Raw genomic sequence first — 20,478 nt, 5'->3', positions numbered from 1 at the left:
TTAAAATGTCAAACCAAGTTTAAATCCAACTGGGATAACCCATGGAGTAACATTATAGCGCTCAATTCCTTGCTTAAATTGGGTTCCTGCTTGTGCTCCAGACTGTGGTTGGAAAGCTGTTTCAGGGTCGATTCCAATTTTAGAAGCCGTCCATAAAATGATGTTACGACTGTAAACTGAGAAGTTAGCACTTTGCAAACCTAAGCTCTTAACAAAATTACTTGGTAGCTCATATCCTAAAGAGATCTCTCTCAACTTCACGAATGAAGCGTCAAATGTAGCTGCACGAGTAAAGCTCCAAGGATAGTTGTCACCATATGGTAAGATACGTGTATTAGGACCCCCTAAGTTTTCTTCATAACCCGTGATGTTTCCTTGTCCATCATATTTAGCAATTACACCTGGGTTAAATACTCCGTTAGGATACGTTTTTCCACCATATTCAAATGGATATCCACCGTACTCAGCTGTAGGGCCACCCACGATTGGGAAATAACCATTTTGATTAATACGGATGTATTTATCTTGATTAGCTACTAAGTAATTACGCAATGCATCACCTGTCAATCCATTTGGATTAATCAAATTGTCTAAGAATCGTTGAGATTTCAAATCAGACTCTCCGTAACGGTAAGTTTGTGAAACAAAGTCTCCACCACTTCTCCAATCAAAAGTCATATTCAAGCTAAAGTTCTTATAAGACAAAGAAGTTTGTAAACCTAAAATGAAGTCTGGATTGAAGTTACCAATTTTAGAACGGGTATTACTAGCATTAACGGATTGCCATGAACCATCTGAATCCAATATTGGATATCCATAATACTTAGATGATTGATCTTTTACGGTAACAATTTCAGCATCGTAGATATCACCAATCTTATCACCTACATAAGTCCAAGCTCCACCTTTTGCATCAGTCCAAAGTGTGTAGAAATTCAACCCTTCAGAAAGCTCTTTGATGGTCGTTTCGTTCTTGTAGAAGTTAGCGGTCAAATCCAATCTCCAACCATTCTTGTCGATCGGTGTACCACCCACTGTTAATTCAATACCCTTCGATACTAACAAACCTGCGTTGATGTTCTTCGAAGTAAATCCTGAAGAAGAAGGTAAAGTCGTTGGGATAATTTGGTTACGGTTTTCTACAGTATAATACGTACCTGAGAATCTTAAACGATTTTTGTACATCGTCAAATCAGCTCCCAAATCATACGAAGTAGAAATTTCTGGCTTCAAATCAGGTAATAAAATAGAGCCTGATTTTCCTAAACGAGTTAATGAACCCCAAGCTTCAGCATTTTGTAAGGTATTGATCAAGGCATATGGGTTGGTATCATTACCCACTTGTGCCACACCAGCTCTTACTTTCAATAAGTCTATCTTATCATTTGGAATCGCAAATGCTTCATTTAACAAGACACTTAACGAAGCAGATGGGTAGAAGTATGATCTGTTTTCAATAGGCAAGGTACTTGACCAGTCGTTACGAGCTGTCAAATCTAAATACACCATATCTTTGTAAGATACGTTTGCCATTCCATACGCACTATAAACCACTTTCTTGGTTTGGAAACTTGTGTAGTTAATATTGGTATTAGCAATGTTTTGCAAAGTATACAAGCCTGGGATAATTAAACCCGTTCCTCCTTTTGAAGAAGTACTTACGTCCATCGTTTTAGAACTTCTCGCATTACCACCCACTGAGAAGGATAAGTTGAAATCTTCTATTGGCTTAGTCCAAGTAGCTAAAAAATCGACGTTACGCTCATAACGATCTAAATTTGTGATACCATAAGCACCATTTTTCTCTCCTGTATAGGACTTCGCAATTTTAGTCTCACGAGTTTCTCCATAAGTATCCAAGGCATAACGAGCCATTAAACTTAACTCAGGAGTGATTTGATAATCTAATTTCATATTACCAAATGCACGATTACGCTCAAATCCATTTTTCACTTCATAAGCCAAGAACCATGGATTATTGTAGTTACCAATTGCTTGAGACTTCTGCTGCAAACCTTCCTGACCAGGAACCCAGTAATCTTTCAAGTCCATGATGTTGATGTGTGGAGAAACGGCATAAGCCCATTGCAATGGGTTAGATCCTCTTTCACTCGCCGGACGATTGTTTGAATTATTTCTACTCAAATCAATGTTAGCACTCAATTTCAATTTGTTTGACAATTTGAAAGAAGATGCTGCTGATAATGAATTCTTGAATAAATCAGAACCTGGAATAATTCCGCGGCTAGTCATATTGGAATATGTTAAGCGATAATTCGCCACATCATTTCCGTTAGTAACCGAAACACCATTGGTTGTTGTAATTCCTGTTTGAACAAAATTCTTGATATTATCTGAATAAGACTTCAATTCTGTTGGAATAGCTTTTCCATCTGCACCTTTAGGGCTGTTCCATTGGATCGCTTTATAGCCTTTATCCAATTCTGGTCCAATACCACCCGCTGATCCTTCTTCGATACTTAAAATTCCTCCTGGGTATGGGTTATTGTCTGGAGTAAATGGAAGTACACCTGTGGCAAACTTCGAGTGCATTTTCAAAAACTTGTAAGGATTATCAAATACCGTGTTTGACGTGATATTCACGGTCATTTTCTTTGCCTTCGAGCCATTTTTTGTGGTAATTAAAACCACACCGTTACCAGCACGTGAACCGTAAAGAGCCGCAGCACTAGGTCCTTTTAAAACCGATACGCTTTCTACGTTCTCTGGGTTTAAGTCAGAAATTGCATTACCATAATCCACACGGTTATCATTACCGATTTGACCTACGTTATTCAATGAGTTGATTACCGGTACACCGTCAATCACAAACAAAGGCTGGTTGTCATTACTCAACGACTTAGCACCACGAATGATCATACTTACAGATGAACCTGTACCACCCGTAGAATTGATGCTCACACCGGCTACTTTACCTGATAAAGAGTTCAAGACGTTTTCATTTACGACACGGCTAATATCTTTACCTGCTACTTTACCAACAGAGTATCCAAGTGATTTCTCTTCACGCTTGATACCTAAGGCAGTAACGACTACTTCATTTAATAAGGCAGTACTAGAAGATAAAGAAACATCTAATACACTACGACTTCCGATACGAATTTCTTGCGTATCAAAACCAACAAACGAAAATACTAACACGGGATTAGCACCATTGACTTCAATGGAGTATGCTCCAGATGAATTCGATGTTGTCCCTTTAGTTGTTCCTTTCAGGGAAATATTCACTCCCGGAACTTCGGTACCATCCTGACTGGAAGTTACCTTTCCAGTGATCAGTCGGGACTGAGCGAAAGCAGCGGAATAGCACCCGGCTATCATGACTGCTACAAATAGAAAATGCCGAAACATTTTTCCTGTAAAATTTAATCTCATAATTAAATAGATTTGGTTGAAAAAGACTTCACTTGGTATTCAGGGTTAAAAATTTTAACAAAAAAATGCATTATTATGGATGAATAATTAAATAAATTTGTCAAATAGCACAACTATTCTAGCATAATAGCTGCATTTCATCTAAATTGACAACTTTAATAATTCAATGAAGGCTCATTTACTTAAAGTTTCGAACCAACCACTGCGTTCATTTAGTGTTCGTCGGGACATAGTTAACTACTTTTTTAACAAGTATCATTACCATCCAGAAATCGAATTGTTACTAATCGAAAAAGGGACTGGAACCCAATTTGTGGGTGATAGTATTCAACGATTTCAGGACGGAGATTTACTGTTAATTGGGTCCAACTGTCCACACTATTTACGTAGTGATAACGTGTATTTTCAGGGGGATGAAGACTTAAAAGCTAGTGCTTTAGTGATCCACTTTAACCCTGATTTATTTGGTAGTTCATTTTTAAAGCTCCATGAAAATCGATTTGTATTACAATTATTAGAAGAAGCTAGAAAAGGGATCCGAATTCAAGGGGAAACCAAAAAACAAATCATTTGTCGGATGAATACCATATTGGAAAATGAAAATGATAATTTGGTTTTACATTTATACCAAATCTTGGATTTACTTTCCACCAGCAAGGAAAGAGAAATTCTTTCCATGGGAATCCTAGAAAATTCAACTTCCGAGAAAGAAACGGAACGCTTAAACTTAATTTACAATTATTCTGTCAAGCATTTCAAAAGAAAAATCAGTATTGATGAAATTGCGGGAATAGCGCATTTAAGTCCTCTGTCCTTTTGTCGGTATTTTAAAACCAAAACCAGAAAAAACTACGCCAGCTTCCTCAATGAAATTCGGGTCGAATATGCTTGTAAATTGATCAAGGAAAATCAATTTCTAGTCACTCAAATATGTTATGAATCTGGTTTTAATAATTTTACTAATTTCAATAAAGCATTTAAAAAAACCACTGGTAAGACTCCTTTCCAATATGCCAAGGAGTTCAATTAATTCTAAATATTATTACCATTTTCTAAACCTATCAAACAATGAACAACAAAAAATTACTTTTATCCTTACTAACTGTGGGGATGTCATTAGGAACGGCCTGGGCTATACGTGGCCAATTCGGCCACGAGCATGGGGCCGCGTGGGCTGGGTCCATCGGATCCATCGCTATTATCCTGATTGCCAACCGAAAAGATTGGTTTGCCAAAGCATTTCAAATCATCGTATCTGGAGCCATGGGCTGGGGAATCGGCGGAGTTATGAGCTATGGATTGGTTGTGGGCTATGGCCGAGATACCGAATTTGTCAATGTCTACTATGGCTTAATTTCCCTCTTTGTCATCGGTGGGCTGTATGGTTTCATTGGTGGCGGCTTGTTTGGACTAAGTTTATCAAACTCCAGCAAAAGCCCTGTAGCCTGGCCGCGGTTACTGGTAGAAATGGTCGTTGGAGCCATCTTGTTTTACTTTTTCATCATCCAGCAATATGAATGGCTCATGACCCCTCCTAGGGATGAATCTTGGGCTGGAGTGCTTGGCATGGCGGCAGCATTAACATGGTTCATGTTTCGTACCCAACAATACTCGGCTCTTCGTGTGGCATTGTTTGCTGGACTAGGTGGAGGATTTGGATTTGCTTTCGGTAATTTCTTACAAGTGTTAGGACATGTTTCCGAAATCAAGTTCAATTTTTGGAATGTCATGGAATATTCTTTAGGCTTTTTTGGGGGGATCGGTATGGCCTATGGAACGTTTACTTCGTATTGGGAAAATACGACGGAAGAAAAATATTCCAAACAATGGTTTCCCGTGCTCATGTTGGTTTTGATCATCCCTTTTACCATGTGGCAGCAAAATTTCCGTATGGATCGTTTAGAGAAAACCATCACCCCTTTACTAAGCTCTTCTGACCAAGCCATCGAGCTTTCGGTTCGCTGGGATTCCTTGTTGTTAATTCTTTTTGCGGGAATCTATTGGCTCAATGTTCATTCCAAATCTAAATCTTTAGACTACGGAGATATCAAGAAATTTTTCATCGGACATTTTGGTTTGTATATGTTATTAAGTATCCTCATCACTGGAGCTTTCTTTAGTACTTATCGAATTGAACAATATTTATACATTGCCAATTTTGTGATTATCCTTTACCTACTCTCCCAAGTGGACGTTGACTTTGAAAATCATTCGATTTCTTGGAGTAAATATGCCAAAAACCTAGGGATTGTCTTGGCCTTCATCGCGGTATTAGCCTACATCGCGGCAAATTCCCATGATGATATTAAAAGTTCACATAAAAGATTTGGAGTAGAAATTCCTCTAGAAACACCCAAACCATAACATGAAACACATGCATCGCCTTCTTTTTGGAATAGCTCTTTTAGGGGCTATTCCTTCCTTTTCGCAAAATTTCACTTGGCCACAAGGTAAAAAAATGGCCCTCAGTCTTAGTTTTGATGATGCCCGAGGTAGCCAAGTGACTCACGGTACCCAATTACTTAATCAACATGGAGTAAAAGCCACGTTCTTCCTTAACCCGGGCGCCATGGATAAAAACCTAGCGGGCTGGAAAAAAGCGGTGGCCGACGGCCATGAAATTGGCAACCACAGTACTTCACATCCTTGTACAGGTATTTTCACTTGGTCTAGAGCTAATGCTTTGGAAAATTATAGCCTAGAAAAAATGGAGAAGGATATTCTGGATTGTAATAAGTCGATTGAAAAAAATCTTGGAGTAAAAGCCGAGGTCTTTGCTTATCCATGTGGACAAACTTTTATAGGAAATGCGACTCAAACGCAAAGTTATGTGCCGCTGATTGCCAAACATTTTTTGTTGGGCCGTCTATGGAAAAGTGAAGCTCCCAACGATCCTAGCTATAATAATTTTGCCCAATTGACAGGCATAGAAATGGATGGACAAGACTTTGAACAAATCTTACCTTGGATAGAAGAAGCACGAAATTCAGGCAAATGGCTTGTATTGGCCGGGCATGAAATGAATGAGTCGGGCAATCAAACCACCCGACTAAGTATGCTGAAAAAGCTCATGGAATATGCCAATGATCCTACACATGGGATTTGGATTGCTCCGATGGGAACAGTCGCCAAATACATTCAATCGCGTTAAACTAAAGGGGCAAAATCCAGACTTTTTACCATAGGCAATTTCAAGTAATCTTGAATTAATTGATCCAAAGCAGAGGTTTCTTTAGGTGTCAAATGCCCCACTTCACGGCGGGTAGCTAGACGAATGGGGAAGCCTCTTTTTTGTAAGACATATTTAGCACTGGTAGGATAAACCGTATGCATCACCTCCATATTGTCAATATAGAATTTCTGTACCTCAGCCACTTGATCTTCTTTTCCTGGCGCATTAAAGTTAGCACACAACCAGGCGATTAATTCTGGAAAGTAATTCCCTTGAATACAAGACAAACCCATGGCTCCTGCCTTCAAGACAGAAACGGCATGACCCATGTAAGCGTCGTATAAACCAAAATTATACCCTTGAGCTGAGCGGATTCTCAATGCCACTTTAGCTAAATCCAAGGAGGTGTCTTTGTGATAGACTAAACGACCTGATGGAAGTAAATCTTCCAATATCTCTTGACTTATCAATCGCTTATAAGGAACAGGACATTCATAAATACCAAAAGGAATACCAGGAGTCAAATCCATGAAATGGTGCATTTGCTTTAAAAACGCTGCATCAGATTCGTCTTCCTTGACCATCAAGTTATTCAAAACAATCACGGCATCCACTCCTAAAGCATAAATTGCCTTAGAGAAATCCGCCATTTCTTCCATGGTATCTCCCAATGTTCCCGTTGCCACTACAGGCACCCGGCCAGCGGCAGTTTTCACGACAGTATCTATTAAACTCAAACGTTCTGCTCGAGTTAATTCATACATTTCACTCGACAAACAATTGGCAAACAAGCCTACTGAACCTGTTTGAATGTACATTTCCGTTAAACGGGCTATTCCATCTAAATCCAAAGAATGATCTTCTTTGAAGGTACTTATCATCACGGGTACGAAACCCTTAGGTAATTTCTGTTGCATCATTTTTACTTTTTACTTATCAATTTTTGAACAAGGTGACCAATCAATACGATAGAAATGGTACCTAAAACTACGGTCATTTTGGAATCAAATGGGCTCTGGTAAGCCTCAGGGAAACTATCTTTAAAGGAGATCCAAGCAATGATGGCCACCCCAGCAAGGGCTCCCACTTTGGCCGCCAAATTTTCCACATGTTTGGATAAGAATCCCAACAAAAATATGCCCAGCATACCTCCAGCGAAAATTCCTGATAATTTCCACCAAACATCCAAGAGACTTTTAACCCCAATCATGCTGATCCCGAAGGTGATACCTAATAATCCCATGATGACGGTAGCAATGTGCAAAACTTTTAATTGCTTGGCAGCTGGTAAATCTTTTTGAACATAACGTAAATAAATATCCTTGAGAAACACCGTAGCCGAACTATTCATACCGCTACTCATGGTACTCATCGCTGCGGACAAAAGAGCTGCCATTAACAATCCTAATAAACCTTTAGGAATCTGAGTTTTCATGAAAAATGGCAATACCCGATCTCCATAATCAGATGGCTTTAATGCTTCTATTGCAATACTTTTTTCAGCAGAAACCTGTTGCTTCAATTCTAAAATCAAAGCTGGATTTTCCATATAAAACGTATACAACGCGGTTCCAATAAAAAAGAATAAACAAGAAACTGGAACGAAATAAATCACGCATAACCAAATACTTTTAGCTGCTTCTTTGGCATCTTTAGCCGTATGGTATCGTTGAATGTAATTTTGATCAATTCCAAAATTGGTCAAATTGATAAAAAAGCCATACATCAAAACCACCCACACGGAGCTCGTGCTAAAATCCGGGTCAAAGCTTCCTAAGCTAAATTTATCATCCCGAATACCCACTTCAATCACCTTAGAAAAGCCTGTTTGATAAATGATGATCCCCACAATCATGAGTGCTCCCATCGTTTTCAAAATAGCCTGTATCACCTCAGTCCAGATGACCGCTTCCATCCCGCCTAGAACGGTATAAAAAATGATACATAAACCAGAAACGATGATAATCAGACGCATATCTACTCCAGTTAAGGCATTGATTGTCAGTGCTATTCCATAAAAAATAGTGCCCATCCTTGCCAATTGTGTCATGATAAAACAAACCATGGCATAGGTTCTCGCCCAAGCCCCAAAACGCTTCTCTAAGTGCGTATATGCACTTACCTCGCCGCTGTTTCGATAAAACGGAACAAAGTATTTGGTGGATACCCAAGCCGCAAAAGGTATGGATAAGCTAAAAACAAAAGGATTCCAATTGGAGCCAAATGATTTCCCAGGGTCACCTAAAAATGTAATAGCGCTTAAAAAAGTGGCATAAAAACTCAGTCCTAATGCCCAACCGGGAATTTGGCCAGAGGCCGTAGTAAATTGTTCGGAACTATTATTTTTCCTAGAAAAATAAATACCTATAGCCACCATGCAGAGTAAATAAACAACAATGATGCTAAGATCAAGAATGGGTAGCGTCATATTATAAGGATATCACAACGTGCTTAATCTTCTCTCTTTTCCACGTATAGGTAATATGAATTTTACCGTCTTTCGTTTGAATCACCGCAGGATAAGAAAACTCGGCCTTAGGCTCATTTTCTAAAATGGCCAATTCTTTCCAGTTTTTACTATCTGAAGAAATCGCCACATTAAGTGGAGAACGCTTGCCTCCCCATTCTTGGGATTCCTTAGTCACATGATTGTAAACTAACACCTGACGGCCATCTTTTAAGGTTACAGCATCTGTCCCTGAATTAGGATTAGGTAGAGAAATAGCCTTCAATGCTGACCAAGTTTTTCCTTGGTCGGAAGAATATGACTCTAAGATATATCCATTCTTACTTCTACAAAGAATTTGCAGGCGACCGTCTTTTAAGAATAAAACGCTAGGTTGAATAGCTGAAAACTCTTTACCATCGTTGATCGCTTCTGTTCGCGTCCATGTACGGCCTCCATCTTTGGTCATTTCAAAGTGTACTCGCCAGCCATTATCTTCGGAGCTCGTTGGGCATAACAGGGTGCCATCTTTCAACATCACAGGTTTGTTTTTGATAGGGCCTAAAATGCCTAAAGGCAACCTCTCGGTATTAGACCATGTTTTACCGCCATCTTTGGAACGTTTGATCATGCCCCACCAGTCTTTAGGTGTAGGTCCTTCTTTGTAAAACAACAATAACTCACCACCTTTAGAAGCTGGCATTTGAAATAAAACGGGATTCCAAAGGGGATAACGAATGGTACTGTTTTGAACACCGTTGGCTACTTCCATTGGAGCAGTCCATTTGCCTTTAACCATTCTACTCACCCAAATTCCAACATCAGGATGACGCTCTTCGGTTCCTCCAAACCAGGCAGTCACTAAACCCGTTGGAGTCTCCTCAATGGTAGAAGCATGGCATTCGGGGAATGGGGCCTTCTCGTAAATAAATCCTGAGCTTGTAATCTGCGCGAAAGCTCCTTGACCTAACACCAATAGTGCTAGTAGATACAAAATTTTCATAGTTAAATAGGTTCAATGGAAAGCGAAATTACACTATTTATGAGAAAATCATCCTTTTTGCCCAAAATTTTGAAAAAAAAGAGTCTTCAAAAATACCATTCCACCATTGGTCATTGCCTCAAATATCCCTATAAACGCCTATTTAAAGGGTATCTTTGATTTGAATACCCGACAAAACTTGGAAACCATTCAAGTGTAAAATCTTCTTTTCTCCTTCAGTATTATTACCTAAACTCTTTCTTTTGTCTTCAAAACCTGCCAATAAAGTTGTGTAATGTTGTCTAATTTCCCAATGTTCGGGAACATAAAGTGTTGCCCCACCCATGATTTGAGTAATATCGATCCGGATGGATTCTCCTTCAAATTGGACTTGACTAAAATCCATTTCCAAGCCTGCCACAATATTGGTTAAATTGGCCCCTTTAAAGTCTTTACTCGTAGCACGAATAGTACTTGAATTGAGTACATTGGATATGGCAATAAAAGGTTCTGAATTGTCAGAAAAAGTTGGATTATCCTCTTTCGATGATCCTCCCCAATTTCCCATGGGTGGCCCCCAAGAAGCTTGGCCATTTTTTCGGTTTGACTTCTGAATCATGGAAATACCGACGATAATAAATACCGCGGGTAAGGTATATTCGAAAATATCAATATCCATAAATTCGCGGTCAATCAAAAACGCCCCTCCTATTAATACGGGCCAAATCCAGCCTGTTCGCTGAAATGAACTACTAACACCCGAAACCAATCCTACCACAATCAATAAAACAGGCCATGTAAACAGCCAATCAGGCAATAGAAACCAATCGGTCTGACGAATTAGGAATACGATACCAACCAATAGGAAAACGATTCCAACGGTACCACCAGATTTTGAAGTAGATTTTTTGCTCATGAGTATAGGGTATAAATTGTTCTCCAAGTAAAGCAAAAGGTCAAACGACTATATCAACTTTGGGATAAACGGGGAATCAACGAGGTGAATTGTCGAAATCCCTGTCCAAGACAATTTCAAAGTCCACTAAAAGACAACTATTTATACATGTTAATAATAAAATCTAGCATATTGATTAAAATCTCATTTCTGAGGGAATTATAGATTCATCAAAACTTAATAAATGCGTTAACTTGCGTGAACTAAACCTATCAAACAACATGCGTAATTTTATATTTATATTCCTTTGTCTCAGCATTTTCGCTTGCTCAACCGAGAAAAAGAATCATCCTAAACTTTCCAAGGAGCATCAAAAGGCCCTCGATGATTTTCAACTCATGGACGGCTTTGACATTGAAATGGTGGCTGCAGAGCCCCTAGTCGCCGATCCTGTGGCCATGGAAATCGATGAAGATGGCAACTGGTTTGTTTTAGAAATGCCTGGCTATCCACTGGATTTAAGCAAAACTGGACAAGTCCGCAAACTGATGGATACCAATGGTGACGGATATCCTGATAAATCCGAAATTTTTGTGGATAGTTTAACCCTACCTATGGGAATTATGAAATGGAAAAAAGGAATCATCGTAGCCGATGCTCCCAACATTCTATATTTTGAAGATACCAATGGCGACAATAAAGCGGATAAGCGGGAGGTGATATTAACAGGATTTTCATTGTCCAATCCGCAGCATAATATGAATTCCCCAAAATTCGGTTTGGATAACTGGATTTATTTAGGCCATTCTGGATCCATCAATTCCTTCGCTTATGAATACCTTTTTGGAGATAAAGGAAGTGATATTCGCTACCCTGCTAACTCAAAAGCAAACATCCTACCCAAAAACGGAAATGGTCGTAATGTTCGATTTAAACCCGATAGTTTTGGTCTAGAATCCATGTCTGGTGAAACCCAGTACGGGCACACTTTTGACCCTTGGGGTCACCGATTTTACACCGATAATGCAGATCACCTTTACCATGAGGTATTAGATGCCCGCTATACCAGCACCAACCCTAACCTGGTCATTCCTGAGGCCATGGAAAAAATCCCAGATCATGGAGATGCTTGTGAGGTCTATCCTATTTCAGAAAACCCAAATCACCAATTGTTAACAGACGTGGGCGTGGTGACATCCAGCTGTGGTATCACTTGGTATGATGGAGGGGCTTTTGGCAAAGATTTTAGTCAAGTGACTTTTGTGGGAGAGCCTGTACATAATTTGGTTCATGCCGATATCATTGAATCCAAAGGCTCAACCTTTTCTGGTAAAAGACTTTTAGAAAAAAAAGAATTTTTAGCTTCTAAAGATCCTTGGTTTCGACCAGTCAATTTTTACGTTGGACCAGACGGGGCTTTATATGTGATTGACTATTACCGCCAATTGATTGAACATCCTGAATGGATGTCGGAAGAGGTTAATAAAAGCGGGGCTTTGTACAATGGTAAGACCAAAGGTCGAATCTATCGTATCACAAAAAAGGGAAGTGCAGGAATGAATTGGATGAATGACACTCATTTGTCGAAAGAGTCTTCAGAAAAGCTAGTTGAGCTATTACAATCAGACAATGGCTGGTTCAGAAAAACCGCCCAACGTTTATTGTTCCATCGCAAAGATTTGTCAGTTGTACCAGCTTTGCAAGAAACGATTGCTAAGAAAGAGGCAGAAGCCAGTATTCCAGCCTTATGGTTATTGTCGGATTGGGGCAAATTGACCCCAGAAGATTTGGTGTTGGCTTTAGGTAATAAAACCTCAGGAGTGCGTGAAAATGCCATAAAAATTGCGGATCACCAGGTGACATCACCCTCCTTTTCATCAAATAATGAATTAAAACAAGCACTTATTCAGGTAGCTAAAGATGCGGATGCCCGAGTACGTTTTCAATGGCTATGCTCTTCTGCATTTTTCACATTTCCTGAAGCAGTGGCCTTGCGAAGTAGTATTTTGAATCAAGACATTGATGATCATTGGGTGGGTGTAGCCGCTATTGCTGCCTCAAAAAATTCTGAGTTAAATTTATTAAAAGGGGCCATTGCAAATTTTGGAAATAAGCCCTCTGAAGGAAAGGAAAATTTCTTCGCCTATGTAGCGGCAGCCTTAATGAAAAAGCAGGACATCAGTTTCTTGGCATTAACGAGTGATGCGCAAGTGAGTAATGATTGGTGGCAAGCGGCGCTATTAAAAGGCTTGGCCAATTATGCGGAATATGCTGAAAAGAAAATTAGCTTAAATGAAACTCAAAAAAATGCCTTGGCCAACTCTTTTTTAATTTCTCCAAACAAAAACATGCGTCATGCCATCATTGGGGTATTCAAAGCGGTTGGATTACCGGCAAATAAAGTATTCACCAAAGAGGTCTTTGCTAAATTCTCTGCTAGTCAAGATGCCAAATTTCAAGAGGATGCCTTGGCCTTGTTAACCTTACAAAAGGATCCAGCATTCACAAGTAAATTAATTTCGTTCATTCGCACTTCTAGCAGTGAATCCATTCAATTGGCCAGTATCAAAGCTTTACCGAATCAGATTTCAGCGCAGGAAATGGCTCAAATTAATCAGGTTTACCAGCAAATGAAAATGCCTTCTCGAAAGGCTTGGATTCGCTACCAAATTGTGAATGAGAAATACATGATTCCTCTGTTGAGAGAAATAGCTAATAAAAATATTCCAAAATCAGATTTGGAATGGCCACAATTTGTGGAGTTAATGAATTCCTATGATGCCAATATCCGGAAATTAGCTCGTGAAGTATTGGCCATCAGTGAGGATAGAAAAGCGGTATTGCAGAATTATTTACCTGCCGCAGACATGACGGGAAATGCCACAAAAGGCAAAGAAATATTTAAGACTAACTGTACCGTATGTCATCAAATCAAAGGCGTAACAGGTGTTTCATTTGGGCCTGATTTATCGACCTTAAAAAGTAGAAATGCCCTTTCTATCATTACGGAAATTATCAATCCAAATAATTCCATTGCGGACAAATATGGCAATTGGGATTTACAAATGTCGGATGGTTCTAGAATATCAGGAATCATTACTTCGGAAAACGACAATTCGCTAAGCCTAAAACAAATGGGCGGTGCGGTGCAGGTCATTGAGAAATACCTAATTAAATCGAGAGTTTCATCCAAAGTTTCTGCCATGCCAAATGGCTTAGATGCCAATATCAAATTGCAAGATATGGCGGATTTGGTGGCGTTTATCAAAGGAATTTAACGCTTAAAATGACTAGGGTTGCCAGCGTTTGAAACGCTGTCAACCCTGTTACAAAAACAAAATAATCGAATTTTTTATTCAAGAATCTGATATATTTGGACATTCTCTCAAATTACCTATTTACTGATAATGATGTCCAAAATAACCCTTGCTTTCCTTGCCGTATTACTAGCTTTCTCGGCCTTTTCTTTTAAGCCCAAAAAAGAAAAATGGGTCTCTCTTTTCAATGGTAAGGACATCAAAGATTGGACCGTGAAAATTTTCCATCATGAAGTGGGAGATAATTATGGCCAAACCTTTCGGGTAGAAGATGGCATAATTAAAGTAAGGTATGACCAATACGACCATTTCAATAATCGCTATGGACATTTGTATTATAAAAAGCCTTTTTCCTATTATAAACTCCGACTAGAATATCGATTCACGGGTATTTGGAGAAAAGATGCCCCAGACTATACCTTGAAAAACTCAGGTGTCATGTTCCATTCCCAAGATCCCAAAACCATTCCTAAAGAACAGGACTGGCCTATTTCCGTAGAAATGCAGTTTCTGGCAGGATTAGGCGATGGTAAACCCAGACCAACAGGGAATATGTGCTCCCCCGGAACCGATGTGTTTTATAACGGACGAATTGACCCACGGCATTGCATCAACTCCAGCTCCAAAACTTACGAAGGAGATCAATGGGTAAAAGCGGAATTAGTTGTTTTAGGGGATTCTCTTGTTAGTCACTACATCAATGGCGAAAAGGTGTTGGAATATGCTCAACCACAGATTGGCGGAGGCGTAGCCAATGGCTATAATCCTGCCATCAAAATAGATGGAAAATTATTAAAAGAAGGATTTATCGCGCTTCAAAGTGAAGGCCAAGAAATCGATTTTAGAAATATCGAAATTCAGGTGTTGCCTGTCCCTAAATCCAAAAAAAATGAGGCAAAAAAAGACTGATGGACTACTCGTTTGTCTCATTTTCTTATGTTCCATAGCTAGCGCTCAGGCCCAATTATTTGATGCCTCCGTCAAACGGGTCCTTTTTCTAGGTAACAGCATTACCTATGCCGCTGGATATGCCCAAGCCATAGAAGCCTACCATAAAGCTTATTTCCCCCAACAAAAAATTGAATTCATCAATGTGGGTTTACCCAGTGAAACGGTCTCTGGTTTGTCGGAAGAAGGCCATGCCGATGGACGTTTTCCTAGACCCGACCTCCATGAACGATTAGATCGAGTACTTCTTCAAACCCAACCCGATATTGTGTTTGCTTCCTATGGCATGAATGATGGTATTTACCTTCCTCTAGACTCGCTTCGATTTCAAAAATTCAAAGATGGTATCCTTTGGTTACATGCCCAAATTGAGGCTCGAGGATCTAGAATCATCCATTTGACTCCTGCTCCATTTGATGAGGAATTAGGTAAAAAGCCAGGCTACGCCCAAGTCTTGGATCGCTATTCGGAATGGTTACTCCAACAAAAATCTTGGGAGGTGATTGATGTCCATTTTCCTATGCAGGATTTCCAAACCGCTCAGCAAAAAACAGATCCGAATTTTGCATTAGCCAAAGATGGGGTACATCCTGGAGATTTGGGACATTGGATCATGGCTCAACAAATTTTACGCTACTTAGGTCAAAAAAGCATCCTTCAATTCCCAACCATTATTCAAGCATTATCCCCCATCAAAGACCCCAATTCTTTTTTCCAATTAATTGTCAAACGACATAATCTGATGAAAGATGCGTGGCTCAGCTCCACAGGACACCTTCGTCCTGAAATGAAAAAAGGACTTCCATTGATGGAAGCCCTAGCTTTATCTTTAGAAATAGACAAACAAATAGAAGCTTTGCTCACTCCTTAATCGACCATCAATTGCTCAAACAAAAATAATTGAGACGATTTGGGGTCCACTTTTACTCTTACAGCTTCCATATCTGCCTCACCAAACACTTGCAAACGCGTAAAATTCAAAATTGTTGATTTCTTATCGGGCATCAATAATGGCTTCTCAATCAGCAAACGATGGGAATCTCCATTAATCCATAATACAGGTTTTCCATAAACCCTTGTTAAGGCCGTCAACTTTTCCACAATTTGAGTAAAACCTGTGGGAACAGCTCCGTGGTAAAACATATCTGCTTGGGTAAAAAATACCAAACCCATTTTAGAATTCGCCTTCGCAAAAACCTCTTCTAACCATGCTTCATTGGCTTTTTCACGCTCATTAAATTCCGTGTTATCGGCATTGGCTCCTTTCAAATTATTGTTGGACCCTACTAAGTGTATCGTGGCAAACTGTATCCCCCCGTATTCCCAAGTATTGTTTTCTACATAATTAGCAAAAGTTGGATTTTCCGATTGAGAAACTAATTTAATTTTCTTCTTACCAAAGCTTTCTTTCTTAGCAAAAAATACTTTTCTCAGCTCCTTCAACCGCTCATTCGGATCATATTCCCCGGCTGCTTTGCGGTTACAATCCGTCCATTCATTATCTCCTGGAGTATAAACCAAAGGCTGATCAAATGCCTCAAAATATTGATGGATTTTATTAAAGTACTCGGTAGAGCAAGGAGTAGATCCTGATTTTATATCTCCTACGTGGACACTAAAAACCGGTTTTTCTTGATTGATTTTTCTAATCACCCCTTCAAATCGACCATAATCTTCTGGCAATTTATAAGGCATATCCCCAAAGGCGATAAAATCAAATTTTTTGTTTTGAGCAATGCTGCTGAAACCCAGTAAAAGGCTGAAAAATAAGGTGAATAATAATTTCATAAAATAGGTTTATTGTTTCTGTTTTACTTTTTCAAAAGCCGTATCATAATCTTCTCTCAATGTTCCCATCACACGGTCCCAAAACAGAAGATATAAGCCATAATTTCCTTTAAAATATTTATGATGCTGGTTATGACTTACCGAAGTATTAATCCATTTACCAATCCAAGATTTCGAAAATCCGGATGGATACAATTCCCAACCCAAATGTCCGTAGGCATTGTAAATGATGGAAAAAAAGAAAAACAAATAAATATGGCTTTGGTGCACAGGAATCGTAAATACAAACAAGACAAAAATCCCCGTTTCAACAATAGACTCCAAGGGATGAAAGGCATAGGCGGCCCATGGAGAAGGATTGGTCGACAAATGATGAACTTTATGCACCCATTTAAAAATACTAGGATGATGCATGATTCGATGAGCCCAATAAAAATAGGTATCGTGCATCAAAAACATCAGTAAATAGGCAAACCAATAATATCCCCAGCCCATGCCATCCATTCGGTCGTATAAGGTGGTATATGGCCGAACAGCAGGGTTTTGAACAATGAAAATGGGGACTGCTGCAAAAAGGATGATGGTTCCAAATGAATACCCTATTTCACGCAGGTAATCATTCCATTTGGGATAAGCCTTTTGAATTTTTTTGCTAGACAATCCCTTTTTGAAAAGGACATAGAAAATCAAGAAATAAGCTCCTGCCACCAAATAGTATCTACTACCAATACTAAATAAAATTTGAAGAAATTTTTCTATGGTCATAGGTTTAATTTTGCCTAGTAAAAATATGGAATTCAAATGGCTTAAAAAACTTTGGTGGAGTGAATTAAAACTCATTCATCTAATTTTAAATTTTATGAAACAGAAAAGCCTAGATTAGCGTTACCATTAAGCTTCCTTACCCCATCACATGAGTCAAGAAAATAAAAGAGCCTTCTATTTTAAACTCTATGAGCCTGAAAATCAGAGCCCTTTCGATAAGCTTTTTGCGATTTTCAAAGAGTTGATTGTTCATACTTCTGGTGATTTGGATGAAGCTCTCGACTGGCTTCGGGAATTAGACAAGGAATATCAACTGACGGATGAGGCTTATACCATCGACGATTTTATCGAAGACCTGAAAAAAAGAGGCTACATCCGTGATGAAACCAAAGAGGACGGAAGTTCGGGTTTAGGCATTACGGCCAAAACAGAAAGAGCCATTCGGCAACAAGCCTTGGATACTATTTTTGGCGACCTGAAACGCAGTGGTTCGGGGAATCATAAAAGCAAACATCCGGGAAGTGGTGATGAACATACCGGGGAATTCCGGGAGTATCGATTTGGGGATAGTTTAGAAAAAATATCGTTGACAGAAAGTTTGAGAAATGCCCAAATCAACCACGGCATGGACCAATTCCAACTAAGTGAAGACGACTTGGTGGTGGAGGAATCCTTGCATAAATCTCAAATGAGTACGGTACTGATGATTGACATCAGCCATAGCATGATTTTGTATGGAGAAGACCGCATTACCCCTGCCAAAAAAGTAGCCATGGCATTGGCCGAGCTTATCACCACACGTTATCCCAAAGACACCTTGGATATTTTAGTTTTTGGCAATGATGCCTGGAGTATTTCCATCAAAGATTTACCTTATCTCAAAGTGGGGCCTTACCATACCAATACGGTGGCGGGTCTACAGTTGGCCATGGATATTTTGAGAAGAAAAAGAAATACCAACAAACAGATATTTATGATTACCGACGGTAAGCCTAGCTGCGTCAAATTGCCCAACGGTGAATATTACATGAATAGCAATGGCCTCGATGAGTACATTGTCGATAAATGCTATACCCAGGCTCAGCAAGCCCGAAAATTACATATTCCCATCACGACCTTCATGATTGCGCGAGATCAATATCTTCAACGCTTTGTGAATGAATTTACGCAAGCCAACCAAGGAAAAGCATTTTATACTGGATTGAAAGGTTTGGGAGAAATGATCTTTGAAGACTACGAAACGAATCGAAAAAAACGCATTAAATAAAGCCACATGTCAATGAACACAATTGCCACTTTAGGAGAGCTAAAAAAATCAGGATATACCAGCAGAGGCATCAAAGATGAATTAAGACAAAATTTGATAGCTAAAATCAAAGCGGGACAAACGCCATTTGAAGGGGTGCATGGTTTTGAACATACCGTTATTCCTGAATTAGAAAGAGCTATTTTATCTCGACATAACATCAACTTGCTAGGACTACGCGGACAAGCAAAAACACGCTTAGCCCGTTTGATGGTCAGTCTATTGGATGAATATATTCCCTTTGTTAGTGGTTCAGAAATCAATGATGACCCTTTTCAGCCCATCTCTCGGTTTGCCAAAGATTTGATAGCCGAAAAAGGCGATGCTACGCCTATTTCTTGGTTGCACCGAGATGAACGTTTCTTCGAAAAACTAGCCACTCCCGATGTGACCGTGGCCGACTTGATTGGGGATGTGGATCCCATCAAAGCAGCTAATTTGAAATTGTCTTATGCCGACGACCGAGTGATCCATTTTGGTATGATTCCTCGTGCCAATCGCTGTATTTTCGTCATCAATGAATTGCCCGATTTACAGGCCCGTATTCAAGTGGCCTTGTTCAATATTTTACAAGAAGGGGATATTCAAATCCGAGGCTTCAAATTGCGCATGCCTTTGGATTTGCAATTCATTTTCACGGCTAATCCAGAAGATTATACCAATCGTGGAAGCATCGTAACTCCATTGAAAGACCGTATTGGATCTCAAATCTTAACGCATTATCCTGAGAGTATCGAAATCGCCAAAACGATTACGGCCCAAGAAGCCAAGCTGGAAAAAGAGCAAAAAGACCGTGTTTATGTTCCTGAATTGGCCATGGATATTTTGGAGCAAATCAGTTTTGTGGCCAGAGATAGTGAGTTTGTAGATGCCAAAAGTGGTGTTAGTGCGCGTATGAGTATTACGGCCTTAGAAAACCTCATGAGTGCTGCTGAAAGACGTTCCCTACGTGCAGGAGATGATCATACTTCCTTGCGCTTGTCGGATTTTATGGGAATTGTCCCTTCCATCACAGGAAAGGTGGAGCTGGTCTATGAAGGCGAACAAGAAGGAGCGGCAGAAGTAGCCCAACAATTGATTAGCCTGGCAGTGCACCATTTTTTCCCGAACTATTTCCCTAAGATAGAAAAGCTGCACAAAAAAGATTTAGCTAGTCCTTACGACCCGCTTTTGGAATACATCTTTACGGAAGGCGGCGTTGTAATTACGGATGATTGCTCGGATGCAGAATACCAAAGCAGCTTAGACTCCATCAAACCTTTGGATGATTTACTAAAGAAATACATCCCTAAAGTCAAAAAAGAAGACCGTTATTTCATGAAAGAACTAGTCCTTTGGGGCTTAGCTGAATACCGTAAATTAAGCAAAGAAAGAATTACGGAAGGGTATCAGTTTAAGGATTTGCTTTGATTGAATGTAGAATGTAGAATTATTGGTTTCTAGCTCTTAATTGGCTGGTAAAA

The 20,478-nt window shown here is 39.5% G+C and carries 15 protein-coding genes; 8 read left to right on the top strand and 7 right to left on the bottom strand.

Translation table 11 applies throughout. From position 1 onward, the window contains the following. Nucleotides 1-3,396, bottom strand: coding sequence for a SusC/RagA family TonB-linked outer membrane protein (locus tag U0R11_RS08775; protein ID WP_406751328.1), 3,396 nt, complete (start codon nt 3,394-3,396; stop codon nt 1-3). A gap of 166 nt (nt 3,397-3,562) precedes the next feature. Here U0R11_RS08775 and U0R11_RS08770 point away from each other — a divergent pair, with 166 nt between their 5' ends. From U0R11_RS08770 to U0R11_RS08760, 3 genes are read left to right on the top strand one after another with little or no spacing between them, the layout of a single operon-like run. Beyond that, on the top strand, nt 3,563-4,426 hold the full coding sequence (locus U0R11_RS08770; RefSeq protein ID WP_269004195.1) for an AraC family transcriptional regulator: 864 nt from the start codon (nt 3,563-3,565) through the stop codon (nt 4,424-4,426). 38 nt (nt 4,427-4,464) lie between these two features. Then, nucleotides 4,465-5,760, top strand: a complete 1,296-nt coding sequence (locus U0R11_RS08765) for a hypothetical protein (RefSeq protein WP_406751327.1) — start codon at nt 4,465-4,467, stop codon at nt 5,758-5,760. A gap of 10 nt (nt 5,761-5,770) precedes the next feature. Next, nucleotides 5,771-6,547, top strand: coding sequence for a polysaccharide deacetylase family protein (locus U0R11_RS08760; RefSeq protein WP_406751326.1), 777 nt, complete (start codon nt 5,771-5,773; stop codon nt 6,545-6,547). Here U0R11_RS08760 and U0R11_RS08755 read toward each other — a convergent pair. The 4 genes from U0R11_RS08755 to U0R11_RS08740 all read right to left on the bottom strand — a co-directional run bounded on the left by U0R11_RS08755 (nt 6,544) and on the right by U0R11_RS08740 (nt 10,912). Further along, nucleotides 6,544-7,485: a dihydrodipicolinate synthase family protein gene (locus U0R11_RS08755; RefSeq protein ID WP_406751325.1), complete on the bottom strand. Its 942-nt coding sequence runs from the start codon at nt 7,483-7,485 to the stop codon at nt 6,544-6,546. The two genes, U0R11_RS08760 and U0R11_RS08755, sit on opposite strands and share 4 nt — an antisense overlap. 5 nt (nt 7,486-7,490) lie before the next feature. Next, the gene (locus U0R11_RS08750; RefSeq protein WP_406751324.1) at nt 7,491-8,996 is read right to left on the bottom strand and encodes a sodium:solute symporter; all 1,506 of its coding nucleotides are present in this window, start codon (nt 8,994-8,996) and stop codon (nt 7,491-7,493) included. A gap of 1 nt (nt 8,997) precedes the next feature. Beyond that, nucleotides 8,998-10,017, bottom strand: a complete 1,020-nt coding sequence (locus tag U0R11_RS08745) for a sialidase family protein (RefSeq protein WP_406751323.1) — start codon at nt 10,015-10,017, stop codon at nt 8,998-9,000. Between the two features lie 142 nt (nt 10,018-10,159). Beyond that, nucleotides 10,160-10,912, bottom strand: a complete 753-nt coding sequence (locus U0R11_RS08740) for a LiaF transmembrane domain-containing protein (protein ID WP_406751322.1) — start codon at nt 10,910-10,912, stop codon at nt 10,160-10,162. Nucleotides 10,913-11,172: 260 nt separating this feature from the next. On the opposite strand from U0R11_RS08740, the gene U0R11_RS08735 reads away from it, so the two are divergent. The 3 genes from U0R11_RS08735 to U0R11_RS08725 all read left to right on the top strand — a co-directional run bounded on the left by U0R11_RS08735 (nt 11,173) and on the right by U0R11_RS08725 (nt 16,027). Further along, the gene (locus U0R11_RS08735) at nt 11,173-14,169 is read left to right on the top strand and encodes a PVC-type heme-binding CxxCH protein (RefSeq protein WP_406751321.1); all 2,997 of its coding nucleotides are present in this window, start codon (nt 11,173-11,175) and stop codon (nt 14,167-14,169) included. A 132-nt stretch (nt 14,170-14,301) separates the two neighbouring features. Further along, complete coding sequence (locus U0R11_RS08730; RefSeq protein WP_406751320.1) at nt 14,302-15,117, top strand: 3-keto-disaccharide hydrolase; 816 nt, start codon at nt 14,302-14,304, stop codon at nt 15,115-15,117. Beyond that, entirely contained in the window at nt 15,098-16,027 is a 930-nt protein-coding gene (locus tag U0R11_RS08725) for an SGNH/GDSL hydrolase family protein (RefSeq protein WP_406751319.1), read from the top strand. The genes U0R11_RS08730 and U0R11_RS08725 overlap by 20 nt, the downstream gene beginning before the upstream one ends. Here the strand turns inward: U0R11_RS08725 and U0R11_RS08720 are convergent. Together U0R11_RS08720 and U0R11_RS08715 are read right to left on the bottom strand one after the other, a co-directional pair. Next, the gene (locus tag U0R11_RS08720; protein WP_406751318.1) at nt 16,024-16,944 is read right to left on the bottom strand and encodes a metallophosphoesterase; all 921 of its coding nucleotides are present in this window, start codon (nt 16,942-16,944) and stop codon (nt 16,024-16,026) included. The two genes, U0R11_RS08725 and U0R11_RS08720, sit on opposite strands and share 4 nt — an antisense overlap. A gap of 9 nt (nt 16,945-16,953) precedes the next feature. Further along, nucleotides 16,954-17,709 carry a sterol desaturase family protein gene (locus U0R11_RS08715; protein WP_406751317.1) on the bottom strand — a complete coding sequence of 252 codons (756 nt, stop codon included), beginning with the start codon at nt 17,707-17,709 and terminating at the stop codon, nt 16,954-16,956. Between the two features lie 148 nt (nt 17,710-17,857). Here U0R11_RS08715 and U0R11_RS08710 point away from each other — a divergent pair, with 148 nt between their 5' ends. Both U0R11_RS08710 and U0R11_RS08705 read left to right on the top strand, forming a co-directional pair. Then, a complete protein-coding gene (locus U0R11_RS08710; protein ID WP_406751316.1) occupies nt 17,858-18,976 on the top strand; it encodes a vWA domain-containing protein in 1,119 nt (372 codons plus the stop codon). A 6-nt stretch (nt 18,977-18,982) separates the two neighbouring features. Then, on the top strand, nt 18,983-20,425 hold the full coding sequence (locus U0R11_RS08705) for an AAA family ATPase (protein WP_406751315.1): 1,443 nt from the start codon (nt 18,983-18,985) through the stop codon (nt 20,423-20,425). Nucleotides 20,426-20,478: the final 53 nt, after the last annotated feature.

It is taken from the genome of Aquirufa salirivi, assembly GCF_045310485.1.
GTDB classification, from domain to species: Bacteria; Bacteroidota; Bacteroidia; order Cytophagales; family Spirosomataceae; genus Aquirufa; species Aquirufa salirivi.
This window is presented reverse-complemented; position numbering and strand designations above follow the sequence as displayed.